Origin of the sequence: Anaerohalosphaera lusitana, assembly GCF_002007645.1 — a bacterium.
GTDB lineage: Bacteria > Planctomycetota > Phycisphaerae > Sedimentisphaerales > Anaerohalosphaeraceae > Anaerohalosphaera > Anaerohalosphaera lusitana.
On the sequence record NZ_CP019791.1, the window covers coordinates 4086009 to 4100836 of the forward strand.

A 14828-nucleotide genomic window follows, 5' to 3' on the forward strand; every position below is an offset into this window, starting at 1 on the left:
TAGCTGGCTGCGGGCAACTGCGGTCAAACAATTAAGTCAGATCAAAAAGGTCACGGTGAAAGCTGTGGCCTTTTTTTGGTTCATCACGTAATAAGGGGGGGGGCATGCAGTTGGGCCGGGGCAGAATTTAACAGCCGCGCCTCCGACGAACTTTTGAGTGGTCCATTCTCGGCGAACTGTGAAATCATGCTGCTGAGGTTTCTGAATACTGTAAGACATGGTTGTAGCTGTGTTTTATTTCGGGCGATAAGCACCCTTGCAATTCTGCGATTATGGTTTAAGTTGGAATGGAGTCTTTTACCCATATGGGAGTTTATTGTCGCTATTTTGCGAACATAAAAGGGTAATTCGGACGTATGATTCGTAAGACGAACATCTTTGAAAGGAGCATATAATGAAAGTTGCAGTATTCAGTACGAAGCCTTATGACCAGAGATATTTTAGCAATACCAATGATGGTTTTGGTCATGAGTTTACGTTTTTTGAAGAGAAGCTGGACATGAATACCGTTCGGCTCGCTAACGGGCACGGGGGTGTTTGTGTTTTTGTCAACGATGTGCTCGACCGGGATGTGCTGAAGCAGCTAGCGGATCAGGGGATTAAGCTGGTTGCGCTTCGGTGTGCGGGCTTTAACAATGTGGACATAGAGGCCGCGGAGGAATTCGGCATGCACGTGGTGAGGGTTCCGGCTTATTCGCCGCATGCGGTGGCTGAGCATACTATCACGCTGATACTTGCGCTTAACAGGCGGATAAATAAATCACATGCGCGGATACGCGAAGGCAATTTTGCGCTGGACGGACTGATGGGGTTCGACCTTAATGACCATCCGGTGGGCATCGTTGGGACGGGTAAGATCGGGGAGATCGTGGCGCGGATACTGCACGGTTTCGGCTGTAAGCTGTACGCGTTCGATCCTAAGCCGAGCCCTGTGTGTGAAGAGCTTGGCGTGGAGTATGTGTCGCTGGATGAGCTGTTTCAGAAATCATATATCGTTACGCTGCACTGTCCGCTGATGCCGCAGACGCATCATATTATCGATGCTGAGGCAATCAGCAAGATGCAGGAATGCGTGATGCTGATCAATACCAGCCGGGGGGCGCTGATCGACACGAAGGCGGTCATCGACGGGCTCAAAAGCAGGAAGATCGGTTACCTGGGGATCGATGTGTATGAGGAAGAAGGCGATCTGTTCTTCAAGGATCTTTCCGATGAGATCATACAGGATGATCAGTTCGCGAGGCTGCTGATGTTCCCGAATGTGATGGTGACGGCTCACCAGGCGTTCTTTACTCATCAGGCGGTGCAGGCGATAGCGGATACGACGCTGCAGAATATTTCGGAGATCGAAAAGGGTGAGCGCTGTGAGAATGAAGTGACGTCTGAGCTGGTCAAGAGTTAGAAGCGGTTCGGAATTCAGTAACGCAAGCAGGCTAATCATGAAATAATCGGGAGCCTCATCTTAGCCGCCGCATAATTTAACAGCCGCGCCTCCGGCGAGCTTTGGAGGGGTCCATTCTCGGCGGACTGTGAAATTATGCGGCTGGATGGTGCGGCAAACGGTAATGGATATTAAACGCTGGGACTGTTGCCCGATATATCTTGATGAATTGAAAAAGGCCCGCATGGAAGGATGATCCTTGCGGGCCTTTAGTATTGATTGGGGGCCGATCAGTCTTCGAGGAGCATTATCTCGACTTTGCGGAATTCTACCGGGTGGCTCTCTGCCTGGAGGGAGATATAGCCGCCGTCGATCATGAGATTGCCGTTGTCGATGAGTTTTTTTGCGTCGGCGTCGTTGGGGTCGTACTGGGGCCTTTCGTATTCGAGGACGGTATCGCCGTTGACGATGTGTTTGATCTTGCCGTTACCGTGCACTTCGACTTCCATTGTGACCCACTGGTCGCCGTGGTATGTTTTGGAACTGGATGATATGCAGTGGCGGGTGATGAGCTTGTCGTCCATGACGAGATTTGTGCCGGGGGTGCAGACGTTTGCGGTGGTGCGTTCGTGGGTGCCGTCGCCGCCGAGCATCTGGGCCTCTATGGAAACGGGGAAGTTTTGTTTCTTTGCCATTGTTTGCGGGGGCTGGCAGTGGAGCATTATGCCGCTGTTGCGGAAGGCCCAGCCGGGGCCGCCTGGGACCTGGTCGCCGGTGAAGCGGTACTCGACACGCAGGCGGTAGTTGGAGAACGGCTGTTCGTAGAAGATGTGTCCGAAGCGGCCGTTGAATTTATCATAGCCGTCGTATGAAGCCTTTAGAAGGCCGTCCTCGACGCGGAAGGTGTTGGCGTAGTTTTCGCCGAGCTCGTAACCGGTGATCTTGGGGATCCAGCCGTCAAGGTTTTTGCCGTTGAAGAGGGTTACCCATTTGCCCTTTTCGGCGGGCGCGGTTTTGACATCGATCGGTTTTTTGTAGTCGTCGATCGGATCAAGGTTTACGTCGCCGGGCGGGGTTGGTTCGATAGGTGCTACGGGCAGATCGATCGTCTTGCCCATGAACTGAGCTGTTGCGAAACGCTGTTTATCGAGTTTCTTGCCGGTTTTAGCGAAGAAGGGGAAGAGGTCCTCGCCGACGGCGATGCTCATGTCTTCGATGCTTTCTTCCCAGGTGAGTTTTTTCGATGGTTCGTCTTTCCATCGCTGTCCCTGGACCCAGCGCCAACGGGGATACCAAGTTGGGCCGTAGCGGTCGTCGAATTTCTGCCAGACGTACCAGATCATGAGGCGGTCGTGGCCGTCCTGCCATTTTTTCAGATGTGCGTCTTTGAATATCTCGGCGGGGTCGGTGGTGCCGGGTGTGTAGTCATCCTTGAAGACGCGGTGGCATCCACGGTTGGGGCCCTTGTCGCCGTTGTACATTGCGTTGATCTTGCCCTGGAACCAGCCTGCGTGTTCTTCGCCCCGGTTGCCGCCGAAGGGGTGGTTTGCGGCGTTGCAGGGTCCGGCCATGGTGTGGGCCTGTTCGTGTGCGAAGATGCTTCTGATGCCGCCTGGTCTTGTGGATATCGTGGAGGCTTCTTTTGGCAGATAGGCGTTCACGGCCCAGCCGCCGCCGTTACCGCTGCAAAGGATCATGTACATTGGCTGTTCGGGTTTTTCGGACGGGAGCCATGCGTATATCTGGTCGGTGATGGCGGGGAAGTCGTTTTCGACGGTAGAGACGAGTTCGGGGAGCTGGTTCTTGCTGTAGAAGCATACGATGCCGGGGAGGCGTTTTTCGCTTTCGGGGTAGATGCCTCCACCGCCGCCTCGTGCGACGGGCAGGCGTGTGTCTCCGCCGGCGGGTTTTGAGCCCTTTGCGGCCCACTGGATGGTGTCAGCGAGGAAGTCCATTTTTTTGCGGACGTCTTCGCGGTCCTTTCTGTTGAAGCGGTACATGCTGGAGGATGCGTAGAGGGCAATGCGGCCCTTGCCGAATTCTCTGCGGGCGTAGATCGGTGAGCCGTCCTCGGCCTGGATGACGGTTTCCCATTCGTCTGAGATCTGGAGCCTGGGCCAGCGTCTGTCTTCATAGCGGACGTGGCCGGGCAGGACCTTGGCGCCGTATTCGGCGAGCATTTTGTTGAGGGACCAGTTGTTTGCGGATTCTTCGTTGCGGACCCAGGAGCCTGAGACGATTAGGCCGCCGCCCTGCTGGATGAATTTTTTTACGGCTTCGCGTTCTTCGGGGATGTAGCCGGGGTAGCCGACGGCGCCTTCTGTGAGGACGACGTTGAATTTGGGTGTCTGCCACCAGGCAAACGGGAGCACTCCGCGTTCGACGGGGATGCGTACGCGTGCGGGCGAGCCGGGTGTGAGGACGGAGTCGAGGGTTGCATGGCTGCCGACGGCTCGGATGCCGCGTCGGTAGATGGGGCCGCCCAGACGCCAGAGGTTGAAAAAGTCGCACTTGTGGGCCATGTCAACGAGCACGTTTATGCCTGTGTCTTCGCGTATGGGGAGCTCGCGGAGGGGAAAATTATCGAGTGCCTCGCTGGGGAGGGTCAGGCCTGACTTCCACCACTGCTCGACGGCCTGGGGGGTGTCGGGGACCTGTTTGGGCATAGTGGGTTTATCTGCTGATATGGCTGGGGTGAGTGCCAGCAGGCACGTCAGGAGCAGGCCAAAATAAACTGAAAACGATCGGGTAGGATGATTGTTTTGCATGTTCACACCTTCTGTAAATAGACAAGACTCTATTAATCCGCAACGCCCTTGCGGTAAACGCCCAATTCACATAACCGACCTGTTTGCATGACAAACGGCGATCAATATGAACGGTATTTTACCAGATTTGCTTGATTGTTAAAGGTAAAACTCAGTTGTATCGGCAGTGATAAATGCGTGCAAGGCGGGCGGGATGCCAAGATGGGGGTTGGAAATATGGACTTGTCTTTGACTTTCGGGTGGGAAGGCCTATTATTGATGCTCTTATCGAACAAATTGAGTGACCGCGGGACGAAATGGGAAAGAGTGTACTAAAAAGCGATCTTCTTCTGCTGCTGACTTCCTTTGTGTGGGGGACGGCATTCGTTGCGCAGCGCAAGGGTCTGGATTATGTGGGGCCGATGACGTATAACGCGTGGCGGTTCGGGATCGGGGCTGTGATACTGCTGCCGATACTGTTTGCGGGGCTGCGCAGAGAGGCGGTTAAGGCCCCTGCTCAGCGTATAAACTGGATCTGGGGCGCTTTGGGGGCCGGGGCGATGCTGTTTGCGGGGGCGTCGCTGCAGCAGATCGGGCTTTTGTATACAACGGCGGGGAAGGCGGGTTTTATAACGGGGCTGTATGTGGTGCTGGTTCCGATCGGGGGGCTGTTTCTGGGGCAGCGTGCGGGGGTGAGTCTTTGGATAGGTGCAGGCTTGTCGGTGGCGGGGCTTTATCTGCTGAGCGGGGTTGGGTCGGCGGAGATGGTGACGGGTGATTTTCTGGTGCTGGCGGGGGCGTTTTTCTGGGCGGGGCATGTGCTTTTGATCGGGCACCTGGCGGGGAAGGCGGATCCGTTCAGGGTGGCGATCGTTCAGTTTGCAGCGGTTGCGGTACTGAGTATGATCGCGAGCGTGGTGTTCGAATCGGCTGATCTGCGGGACATTGTGGATGCAGCAGTGCCGATAGCTTACGGAGGGTTGCTGAGTGTCGGGCTCGGGTTCACTATGCAGGTGGTGGCGCAGAAGGACTGTCTGCCGGGTCATGCGGCGATTATTATGAGCCTGGAGACGGTTTTTGCGGCGCTGGCGGGGTGGATCGTGCTGCACGAGATGCTCGAGCCGACGGGTATTGCCGGGTGTGGACTGATACTGGCGGGGATGCTGGCGGTGCAGATGCCCATCATATACAGCCGCAGGCAGCAAAGTATATCTTCGAGCCTTGATAAAGAAGCAAAAAGCTGAAACTTCAGACGCAAGTAAAAAGCGAGTTGTCAGGGTCGCAAAAGCGTGATAGTATTTTAGAAGCGGTTTCAAAACTGCTTCTCGATTGAGAATGCGTATACGGATTTGACGAATGATGCAGATCACAATGATAGCAATAGCGGGTGCTTTGGGGGCGCTTGGCAGGTACGGTGCAGGGCTGTGGGCGGGTCGACTGCTGGGGACGGGGTTTCCGTACGGCACGCTGATCGTGAATGTGGCTGGGTGCGGGCTTATCGGCTTTTTCATGCATGTCGGGATGACTACGGACTGGTTAGCAAGGGAATACCGGACCGCGGTTACGACGGGTTTTCTGGGGGCGCTGACGACTTTTTCCACGTTCAGCTATGAGACGGTTACGCATATCGAGGATGGAGCGTGGGCGGCTGCTGCGGGGAACGTTAGTTTGAATGTAGTTTTGGGGCTGGCAGCGACGTTTGGAGGTCTGTTTCTGGCGAGAACCATAGTTGGAGGAGCATAAAATGCGAGTAGAGGAATCTGAAAAGGTACTGATGCGGATATTTGTCGGCGAGGCGGACAGTGTAGGCGGGAAGCCGTTGTATCATGAGATCGTCAAGAGGCTTCGCAAGGAGAAGGCGGCGGGGGCGACGGTGACGCGGGGGATATGCGGTTTTGGAGCGAAGAGCCATATGCATACGGCGAGGGTGCTAGATCTGAGCCATGATCTGCCTATCATTATCGAGGTGGTTGACAGCAAGGAGAATATAGACAGGATCGCACCGCTTATTGACGATATGGTTGGTGACGGGCTGATCACTATGGAGAAGGTGCAGGCGATCAGATATGCGCCGAAAGAATGAACGGACAGTGAACAGTGATCTGGCTGAGCCGTATTTCTATTCGATTAACCCTATATATTAGAAATCACGTGTAACCGGAAACGGGGGCAATACTACCATTTGGAGCATGTTATGAGTAAAAAACTGACGTACGGCTTTTTGTTGGTTCTTGCGGGTCTGACCTTTGCCGGAGTTCTTGCGGGGTGTAGAGATACTTCGCAGGCTGTAGAGCCTTCTGCGAGTGAGACGGCGGAGGCCGAGGATGGGAAGGAGTCCGGAAAGCTGTTCGAGTATGAAGAGGCGCAGCTCGATAACGGACTGGACATTATAACGCTGGAGGACTTTTCGACGCCGATAGTGGCGGTCAAGGTGTGGTACAAGGTGGGTTCGAAGGACGAGGACCCGCAGAGGCAGGGTTTTGCTCATATGTTCGAGCACATGATGTTCAAGGGGACGGAGTATGTTTCGCCGAGGGATCATTTCGATCTCATTCAGAAGGTTGGCGGGACGACGAATGCTTATACGAGTTTCGATGTGACGGTGTATGAGGAGACGCTGCCGGCGAATCAGTTGGAGCTGGCGCTTTGGCTGGAGGCGGAGCGGATGGCGTTTTTGAATATCAACCAGGAACACGTAGATACTGAGCGGCAGGTGGTGGAAGAAGAGCTTCGTATGGGTGAGAACAAGCCTTACGGGAACGTGTTCAAGAAGCAGTTTGCCGGGGTGTTCGAGCAGACGCCGTACAGTTGGACACCTATCGGGAAGATCGGGCATCTGCGAGCGAGCAGTGTGCAGGAGATGCGGGATTTCTGGAAGAAGTATTATATTCCGAACAATGCGACGCTGGTGATCGCGGGTGCGGTGAAGCACGAAGAGGCGCGTAAGCTTGCTGAGCAATATTTCGGCTGGATCCCGAAGTACGAGGATCCGAAGCCGGCTGAGTATGAAAAGCCCGAGCAGGATGAGCCGAAGGTCGTAGTCATCGATGACGAGAATGCGCCGGCGGCACGTCTGGATATTCTGTGGCGGACGGTGCCGATCGGGGATGATGATGAGGTCGTGCTCGATCTGCTGGGTGAGATACTCGGCGGTGGTAAGAGCAGTCGACTGTATCGCGAGCTTGTCGCGGAGAAGCAGTTGGCGGTGAGTGCGTCGGCTTCGACTTACAATCTGGAATTTGACGGTGTATTCTTTACGCGCACTATGCAGGCACCGGAGGCGGATGCGGAACAGATCAGGCAGATCATTCGCAAGCATATAGATCGTGTGGCTGAGGAAGGGGTCAGTGCTGAGGAGCTGGAGAAGGCGAAGAATCAGCTTTTGAAGTATTTGGTGACGACGAGTTTAACGGTCGAGAGCAAGGCCGAGATGCTTGGTTCGGCGGCGGTACGGAGGGGCGATGTTTCGAAGGTCAATACCATTCTCGAAGACGTGAAGGCGGTTACGGCTGAGGATATTCAACGGGCCGCTGGCGAGTATCTCGCAGAAGAGAAGGCTAACGTGTTTATCATCGAGAAGAACGCGAAGGGCGCGGCGGCGAATAAGGACGATGAGAGCGGCGGGGTTACGGCTCCGCGTGAGGAAACAGCGCCTGCACCGGGAAGGCCCGGGACGGAACGGCCCGAGGATTGGCCTATGGAAGCGCCGGTGGCGGATGCGAAGGCGTTCGAGTTTGAGCCGTCGTATACGTCTGAAACGCTGGACAACGGTTTGCAGGTTATAGTCGTGCAGAATCACGAGGTGCCGTTCGTGACGGCTCGGCTGGGTATGCTGGCTGGGGCGTGGACGGAGGATAAGCCGGGGACCGCTTCGATGGCGATGCAGATGCTGACGAAGGGGACGGTGGAGCACAGTGAAGCGGAGCTGGCGGAGATACTGGAGACCAATGCGATCTCGCTTGCGGGCAGTGCGAATTTGGATACGTCGAGCATCGATTTCAGTTGTGTGGCTGAGAAGGTTGAGCTGGCGACGGAATTGATGGCGGAGGTTACAAAGCAGCCGACGTTCCCGGCGGAAGAGTTTGACAAGTTGAAAAAACAGGTGCTGACGGGGCTGCAGATCAAATCGCAGAATCCGGATTATCTTGCGAATCGGGAGCTGAAGAGGCGGCTGTTCGGCGAGCATCCGTATTCGAGAAACGTCACGGGTGAGATCGGTGACGTTGGGGGGCTGGCTGTGGGCGATCTGCAGAGGTGGTGGGATACTGTTCCGCGGCCGGAGCGGGCGGTACTTATTTTTGCGGGTGACATTAAGCCGGGCGAAGCGATGGAGCTGGCGAAGAAGAATTTCGGTGAGTGGCAGAATGAGAACGCCGTCAAGACGGATCCGAAAGACTTGCCGGAGATACCGGGTGCGGAGGCGACTCATGTGTATCTGATCGACCGGCCTGGCAGTGCGCAGAGTGAGATCCGGATCGGTCAGCTTGGGATCACCAGGCATGAACAGCCGGAGTATTTTGTCAGTCGGATCGTGACGAATTATTTCGGCGGGCAGTTCGGAAGTCGGTTGAATCATACCATTCGTGTGGAAAAAGGGCTGACTTACGGTGCGTACGGTTACTGGTCAGCGAACGCGATGGCGGGGACGTTCAAAATGGACACGTTTACGAAAACCGCTTCGACCGTTGAGACTGTGAAGACGATGTTCAATGAAGTCGATCGTCTTGAGAACAAGCCGCCGACCATTAAGGAACTGGTCAACAGCCAGACGTATATCACGGGCAGTTTTGCAAGGCAGCGTGAAACGCCGCAGGCGGTTGCTGAGGATCTGTGGCTGATACATTCGCAGAATTTGAACGATAATTATCTGGACAAGTTCCTGGAGCAGGTGACGGCGACGACGGCTGAGGACTGTATCGAATTTGCGAACGAGTCGCTGGATCCGGAGAAGATGGTTGTGGTTGTAGCGGGCGATGCTGAGGCTCTTAAGGCCGAACTGGAGAAGATCGCGCCGGTGACGGTGATCGAGGCAGACTGATCATAGAATCAGATAAGATGTATGAGGCTGCTGGCGGTGCTAAAACATCGTCAGCAGCTTTTTTTGTTCATCAATAATGGGGAACATCAAGTTGGGACGGGGCAGAATTTAACAGCCGCGCCTCCGACGGACTTTGCAGGGGTCCATTCTCGACGGGCCGTGAAATTATGCGGCTGGGGATTTGGTGAACTTGAGGGAAATTCTTAAATGCTGTTTCGGTTTGGCCGGGTTAGAGTCCGAATTCGTCGAGCCATTGGTCGGTTTCGGAATTGTTGATGCCCTGGCGTTTTTCGCGGGGTTCGGGTTTGCCCTTTTTCTTGTCAAGTTCGTGGCAGAGGATCATCCAGAAAACGTCGGAGGTGATGGCAGTGGCCTTTCGCTGGCGGGCGACGGTTCTTATCTGGCGGTCGGAGCTTATGATGACCAGGTTGGCGGGGTCGGTGCTTGCCATGACCTTGCCTTCGATGATGTCGTCGGCTTCGATACCCCTGCCGGAAAAGTACACTTCGATGTTGCCTCTGGAACGGAGGCCGGACTTGTCGGGAGGGCCTATGCCGTCGAAAACGATCTGGGCGCGTTCGTTTACGCGCTTCAGGAAAAGGTTCAGAACATGGCAGAGTGAAGCATCTTCGAGTGCTTCGTAATCGTCATGCTGCTGGGCATAACGCAATAGATTGTAGCCGTCGATAATGTAGGACATTGTGATTGCTTTTTAAATTTATTCGGGGCGGGCGCGCCCCCATGCCAAAATTATTGCCCCCCTGCTCGTGCCGTCAATCCGCCGAGTAGCGAACCTCGCCTGCGACGATGGTCCTTTCGACCTTTGCGCGGACGTTCCAGTTATGATACGGACAGTTGCGGCTCTTGGAGTAGAATTTTTCGGCGTTGATGGTGTATTCGGCGTCCGGATCGATGATCGTCACATCGCCTATGGAACCTTTAGCGAGAGTTCCTTTTTCGATGCGAATTATCGAGGCGGGTTTGTGGGTCATGAGTGCGAGCAACTGGGGCCAGTCGATGATGCCGGGCTCGATAAGCGCCTTTACGTAGAGCGAGAGTGCACATTCGAGGCTCGCGATGCCGAAGGGTGCGGCGAGAAATTCGAGTTCTTTTTCGCTCTTGAGATGCGGGGCATGGTCGGTTGCGAGGCAGTCGATGACGCCTTCTTTGATAGCTTCGCGGAGGGCGGCGATGTCGGCTTTGGTTCGCAGGGGCGGGTTGACCTTGTAGTTGGTGTCGTATTCGTAAATGCAGTCGTCAGTGAGCAGGAGGTGGTGCGGGCTTACTTCGCAGGTGACGGGGACGCCCTGCTGTTTGGCCTCGCGGATGATCTTGACGGAGCCGGCTGTGGAGATGTGCTGTGCGTGATAGCGCACGCCGATGCGTTTGACCAGTTGGATGTCGCGCCAGAGCATCATTTCCTCTGCGAGGGGATCCATGCCGGGGAGTCCGAGGACGGTTGAATTGTAGCCGGAGTTCATCACGCCGCTGCTGCCGAGCGAGAGATCCTGGCAGTGCTGTGAGACGACGGTGTCGAGCATGGATGCGTATTTGAGGGCGCGGGTCATGATGGAGGCATCCTGGATGCCTGCGCCGTCGTCGGTGAAACCTACCGCGCCGGCTTTTTGCATGAGGCCCATTTCGGCGAGGTCGGTGCCCTTGCGGCCCTGGGTTATGGCACCCATTACGTAGACGAATGTTTTTCGGGCCTGGCGTGCCATGCGATGGACAAATTCGATGCTGGTTGCATCGTCGACGGCGGGTTTGGTGTTGGGCATACAGACGACGGATGTGAAGCCGCCTGCGACCGCTGCCATGGAGCCGCTGGCGATGGTTTCTTCTTCTTCGTCGCCGGGCTCGCGGAAGTGAACGTGGACGTCGATGAGGCCGGGCGAGATTATTTTGCCGGTCGCGTCGATGACATGGTCGCAGTCGTTGTCTAGCTGGCCGATCTCACTTACGTAGCCGTCCTTGATGAAGAGGTCGCAGATCTGGTCGACGTTGTTGGCTGGGTCGATGAGCCGGCCGTTTTTGATGAGGATGTTATTGCCTGTGTACATGATTATTTACCTTTGGCCTTGTTTGCGGCAGCCTGGTTTACGAGATAGAGAACGGCCATGCGGACCGCGAGGCCATTGGATACCTGCTGCAAGATAACGCTGTTGTTGCCGTCGGCGACTTCGGATTCGATCTCGACTCCACGGTTGATGGGTCCGGGGTGCATGACGATCAGGTCCGACTTGGCGCGTGCCATTCTGTCGACGGTGAGGCTGAAGAAGCGGGCGTATTCACGGATGGTCGGGAAGAGATTGCCGCCCATGCGTTCGAACTGGATGCGGAGCATGTTGATGACGTCGACTTTTTCGATGACCTCGTCCATGTCGTAGCTGACGGTGACGGGCAGATCGTTTACTTTGGAGGGCATGAGAGTTGGCGGGCCGACGAGGATGACTTCAGCGCCGAGTTTGGTCATTGCCCAGATGTTGCTGCGTGCCACGCGGGAATGGGAGATGTCGCCGACGATGGCGATCTTGAGTCCGTCGAGTGAGCCGCGATGCTTGCGTATCGTGTAAACGTCGAGGAGGGCCTGGGTGGGGTGTTCGTTGAAGCCGTCGCCGGCATTGACGACGCAAGCATCTATACTGCGGCTGAGGAGTCTCGCGGCTCCGCCTGCTCCGTGACGCAGGACGATGGTGTCGATGCCCATTGCTTCGAGATTGCGGGCGGTGTCGATGAGGGTTTCGCCCTTGCTGACGGAGCTGCTTTTTTTTGTGAACTCGACGACGTCGGCGCTTAGTCTGCTGGCAGCGAGGCCGAAGCTGATCCGTGTTCGAGTGCTGTCTTCGAAGAAGAGGTTGACGACTACCTTACCTCTGAGCGGCGGAGCTTTTTTTACCGAACGCGTGCTGATGTTCTCAAATCCTTCGGCTGTGTCGAGTATGAATTCAAGCTCTTCACGGGTCAGTTCGCGGAGGCCCAGAAGATGCTTGTGCCGCCACTTGAATTTGTTGCTGCTTCGAATCATCCTTGTTTTACCTCACAACAACCTGTTCGTTTTCATCGATCTCGGCAAGACTTACCTCGACCGCTTTGTTCGCGGGCACGTCCAATTTGTGACCCAGGTAGTCGGCCTGGATAGGAAGTTCTCTTTGACCGCGGTCGATGAGGACGGCGAGCCTGACAACTTTTGGTCGACCGAGATCGATCAGCGCGTCGAGTGCGGCACGAGCCGAACGCCCTGTATGGATGACATCGTCGACCAGGATCACTATTCTGGAGTTGATGTCGAAGGGTATCTCAGTGCTCTGCACGGTTGGGTAGCCGTTGTCGCGCGGCTGGTTGAAATCGTCACGGTAGAGTGTGATATCCAGTGTGCCGCATGGTATCTCATGGCTCAGCATATCGCTGAGTATGGCGTTGAGCCGCTGGGCGAGGATCTCACCGCGGCTGCGTATACCGACGACCACGATCTCGTTGGGGTCAGCACCGCTGGAGGCTATCTGCGAGGCAAGCTCCTTCAGTGCGTCCTGTATCTGTTTGGCATCTAGTATTATTTCCATTATCGTTCCCCTAAAGGCGAAAGTTGTCAGGGAGTATAACAAGGTAAATGATATAAAGCAAGGCCGACAAAGAATTTCCGGCATGGCAGATAAAACAGTCTTTTTGATCCCAATAGCATCCCGTTGTTGCATAGTTGGCTGTGCATAGGGTATAATCGACATATTCATGATATTCGCGCTTTCAGGCGGGATTGTTTTGGCATGCAAAGCAAATTGAGAGTATCTCTAAATAAGGTCGCCGTTTCGGCTCTGGTTCTGCTGATGATGACAGCGGGCGGTGTAAACGCTGCAGAGCAGAACGAACCGCTGCCGCTGCATCCAGGGGCGCTGGGGTATGCGGGGATACACTCACTGCGAGAGACGGATCCGAATATGACGGGGGCGGGGATAAGGATCGCAAGTATTTGCAGGAGCCTGACTTACGCGAATAACAAGCCAGAATTCGACTATCTTATCAATCGGGAGCACCAATGCTTTGATGCTCAATCAATCGACTATATTGATGGTCCGGAGCTGGGCAACGGGCTTTCGGACCATGCTACTGCGGTGGCCGCGATACTGACCGGGTTTGATGCTATGGCGACGCATCCGCTGGTGGGGGATTTCGTATTTGAGGGGGCGGCACCTGATGCCAAGCTCGAGGTTTACGAATTCTGGAACTTTATCCGCTCGTACGTGTTTTCCGGCAACGATTTCAGTGCCGACATCGCTACAATGAGCGTGGGAACAGCGCTTCAGACGTGGTGGACGCGCGGGATCGACAAGTTGGCGGAGGAAACGGGCGTGCCGATCGTGGCGAGCATCGGGAACGGCAATTCCGTGTATGATCCGCCGCTTTATCCGGCGATGGGCTCGAATGTGATAGGCGTCGGGGTTATCGACCCGGTTAATTCAGAGAGCCTGGTGGATCGGCTTTGCAGGTTTTATCTGCCGAGGAGTGATCACTCAAGCTTCGGACCGGCTGCGGATGGACGCTGCGGCCCGGACATTGTCGCACCCGCGAACAGTCTCGTGCCCTCGGTCAGGAACGAATATGACTATGAGGCATGCGGCAACTGGTCGAGTTTTGCGGCACCGGTGGCGGCGGGTACGGCGGCATTGCTGAAACAGCGAGTGAATGCGGAACCGAATCTTGCTGAAAGATTCAATGGACGCGGGGCCAATTGCGTCATAAAGGCCATACTGCTCAATTCGGCCAGAAAGATGCCCTACTGGCACAAGGGTGATATTACTGCCGAGGACGATCACGAGGTTCCGCTGGACCACCTGCAGGGTGCGGGCGCGCTAGATGCGGTTGCTGCGATGGACCAGTTGACGGCTGGGCCCGCTGAATCGGGCATCAATAAATCAGTCGGCTGGGACAAGGCGAGTATCGACCCGGCTGATGAAAGCGTCGTCTATGAGGTTAGTGTTGACCCCGCTGAAGATGCGAACATAGCTGTCACGCTCAACTGGAACCGCCGTTATGCGGATCAGTACCCGTTTGAGGCTCTTTCGGATGATAACAGTGATCTGAGGCTGGAGATCTGGGGAATGGATCCTTATGATCCCTCGCGGGACAAACTTATCGATTTCTGTGACAGCAGCAAGGACAATCTGGAACACATTTTTTGTCCGGTCGATCCGGCTTATTCGGATTATATGATCGTTGTGAGATACAGTGGTCGGACCGAATTGCCACGGACAAAGGAGGTGTTCGGGCTGGCGTGGAACTTCGAAGCGAAACCCTTAAATACCGATCTAAGGTGGTTCGATCTTAACGGGGACGGGGAATCGGATGAAGCTGATCTGCTCGAGATAATGACCAAGGCGGCACGGATCAATCGGGAAGATGTGCCTGTGAGAGAGGCCTACGGCGATATAAATCTCGATGGACAGATCGATGTTCAGGATATATCTGCTTTTCTGTCAAATGTTCGAAAAGCCGAGATATCCAAAGCTAAGTAATTCGGGGTAGATGGTAAGTTGATCACCTCGGCTTCGATACCGAGGCCATTCATCAGATTTATAGCCAATTGAACACATAACCTTTTGCGCAGATGTCCTGCCAGTTTCTTTCCCAAGGACCACCAAGAAGGTTTGTTTGCTTTTGTCATGATTCA

At 55.1% G+C, this 14828-nt stretch carries 11 protein-coding genes; 6 read left to right on the forward strand and 5 right to left on the reverse strand.

Annotated elements, in window-relative coordinates:
* Positions 1-394: 394 nt before the first annotated feature.
* The gene (locus tag STSP2_RS16615) at positions 395-1402 is read left to right on the forward strand and encodes a 2-hydroxyacid dehydrogenase (RefSeq protein WP_146663835.1); all 1008 of its coding nucleotides are present in this window, start codon (positions 395-397) and stop codon (positions 1400-1402) included.
* Between the two features lie 269 nt (positions 1403-1671).
* Here the strand turns inward: STSP2_RS16615 and STSP2_RS17540 are convergent, their stop codons facing one another.
* Positions 1672-4149 (reverse strand): 3-keto-disaccharide hydrolase, encoded by a 2478-nt coding sequence (locus tag STSP2_RS17540; protein WP_205847933.1) that lies wholly within the window; start codon positions 4147-4149, stop codon positions 1672-1674.
* A 296-nt stretch (positions 4150-4445) separates the two neighbouring features.
* Here STSP2_RS17540 and STSP2_RS16625 point away from each other — a divergent pair, with 296 nt between their 5' ends.
* The 4 genes from STSP2_RS16625 to STSP2_RS16640 all read left to right on the forward strand — a co-directional run bounded on the left by STSP2_RS16625 (position 4446) and on the right by STSP2_RS16640 (position 9166).
* A complete protein-coding gene (locus STSP2_RS16625; RefSeq protein WP_146663836.1) occupies positions 4446-5372 on the forward strand; it encodes a DMT family transporter in 927 nt (308 codons plus the stop codon).
* A gap of 112 nt (positions 5373-5484) precedes the next feature.
* Complete coding sequence (locus STSP2_RS16630; protein ID WP_146663837.1) at positions 5485-5871, forward strand: fluoride efflux transporter FluC; 387 nt, start codon at positions 5485-5487, stop codon at positions 5869-5871.
* 1 nt (position 5872) lies between these two features.
* On the forward strand, positions 5873-6211 hold the full coding sequence (locus tag STSP2_RS16635) for a DUF190 domain-containing protein (RefSeq protein WP_146663838.1): 339 nt from the start codon (positions 5873-5875) through the stop codon (positions 6209-6211).
* Between the two features lie 111 nt (positions 6212-6322).
* Positions 6323-9166, forward strand: a complete 2844-nt coding sequence (locus STSP2_RS16640; protein WP_146663839.1) for a M16 family metallopeptidase — start codon at positions 6323-6325, stop codon at positions 9164-9166.
* Between the two features lie 229 nt (positions 9167-9395).
* On the opposite strand, the gene STSP2_RS16645 is transcribed toward STSP2_RS16640, so the two are convergent.
* The 4 genes from STSP2_RS16645 to pyrR form a co-directional block, all read right to left on the reverse strand.
* Complete coding sequence (locus tag STSP2_RS16645; protein WP_146663840.1) at positions 9396-9866, reverse strand: NYN domain-containing protein; 471 nt, start codon at positions 9864-9866, stop codon at positions 9396-9398.
* A gap of 73 nt (positions 9867-9939) precedes the next feature.
* Positions 9940-11226, reverse strand: coding sequence for a dihydroorotase (locus STSP2_RS16650; protein WP_146663841.1), 1287 nt, complete (start codon positions 11224-11226; stop codon positions 9940-9942).
* Positions 11227-11228: 2 nt separating this feature from the next.
* A complete protein-coding gene (locus tag STSP2_RS16655; RefSeq protein WP_146663842.1) occupies positions 11229-12191 on the reverse strand; it encodes an aspartate carbamoyltransferase catalytic subunit in 963 nt (320 codons plus the stop codon).
* A 7-nt stretch (positions 12192-12198) separates the two neighbouring features.
* Positions 12199-12726, reverse strand: a complete 528-nt coding sequence (pyrR, locus tag STSP2_RS16660) for a bifunctional pyr operon transcriptional regulator/uracil phosphoribosyltransferase PyrR (protein WP_146663843.1) — start codon at positions 12724-12726, stop codon at positions 12199-12201.
* 201 nt (positions 12727-12927) lie between these two features.
* On the opposite strand from pyrR, the gene STSP2_RS16665 reads away from it, so the two are divergent.
* Entirely contained in the window at positions 12928-14673 is a 1746-nt protein-coding gene (locus tag STSP2_RS16665; protein ID WP_146663844.1) for a S8 family serine peptidase, read from the forward strand.
* Positions 14674-14828 lie beyond the last annotated feature (155 nt).

Coding starts and splice junctions, on each gene's coding strand:
- STSP2_RS16650 (WP_146663841.1), bottom strand. CDS start 11,226: ATGTACACAGGCAATAACATCCTCATCAAAAACGGCCGGCTCATCGAC.
- STSP2_RS16615 (WP_146663835.1), top strand. CDS start 395: ATGAAAGTTGCAGTATTCAGTACGAAGCCTTATGACCAGAGATATTTT.
- STSP2_RS16645 (WP_146663840.1), bottom strand. CDS start 9,866: ATGTCCTACATTATCGACGGCTACAATCTATTGCGTTATGCCCAGCAG.
- STSP2_RS16640 (WP_146663839.1), top strand. CDS start 6,323: ATGAGTAAAAAACTGACGTACGGCTTTTTGTTGGTTCTTGCGGGTCTG.
- STSP2_RS16655 (WP_146663842.1), bottom strand. CDS start 12,191: ATGATTCGAAGCAGCAACAAATTCAAGTGGCGGCACAAGCATCTTCTG.
- STSP2_RS16625 (WP_146663836.1), top strand. CDS start 4,446: ATGGGAAAGAGTGTACTAAAAAGCGATCTTCTTCTGCTGCTGACTTCC.
- pyrR (WP_146663843.1), bottom strand. CDS start 12,726: ATGGAAATAATACTAGATGCCAAACAGATACAGGACGCACTGAAGGAG.
- STSP2_RS16635 (WP_146663838.1), top strand. CDS start 5,873: ATGCGAGTAGAGGAATCTGAAAAGGTACTGATGCGGATATTTGTCGGC.
- STSP2_RS17540 (WP_205847933.1), bottom strand. CDS start 4,149: ATGCAAAACAATCATCCTACCCGATCGTTTTCAGTTTATTTTGGCCTG.
- STSP2_RS16630 (WP_146663837.1), top strand. CDS start 5,485: ATGATGCAGATCACAATGATAGCAATAGCGGGTGCTTTGGGGGCGCTT.
- STSP2_RS16665 (WP_146663844.1), top strand. CDS start 12,928: ATGCAAAGCAAATTGAGAGTATCTCTAAATAAGGTCGCCGTTTCGGCT.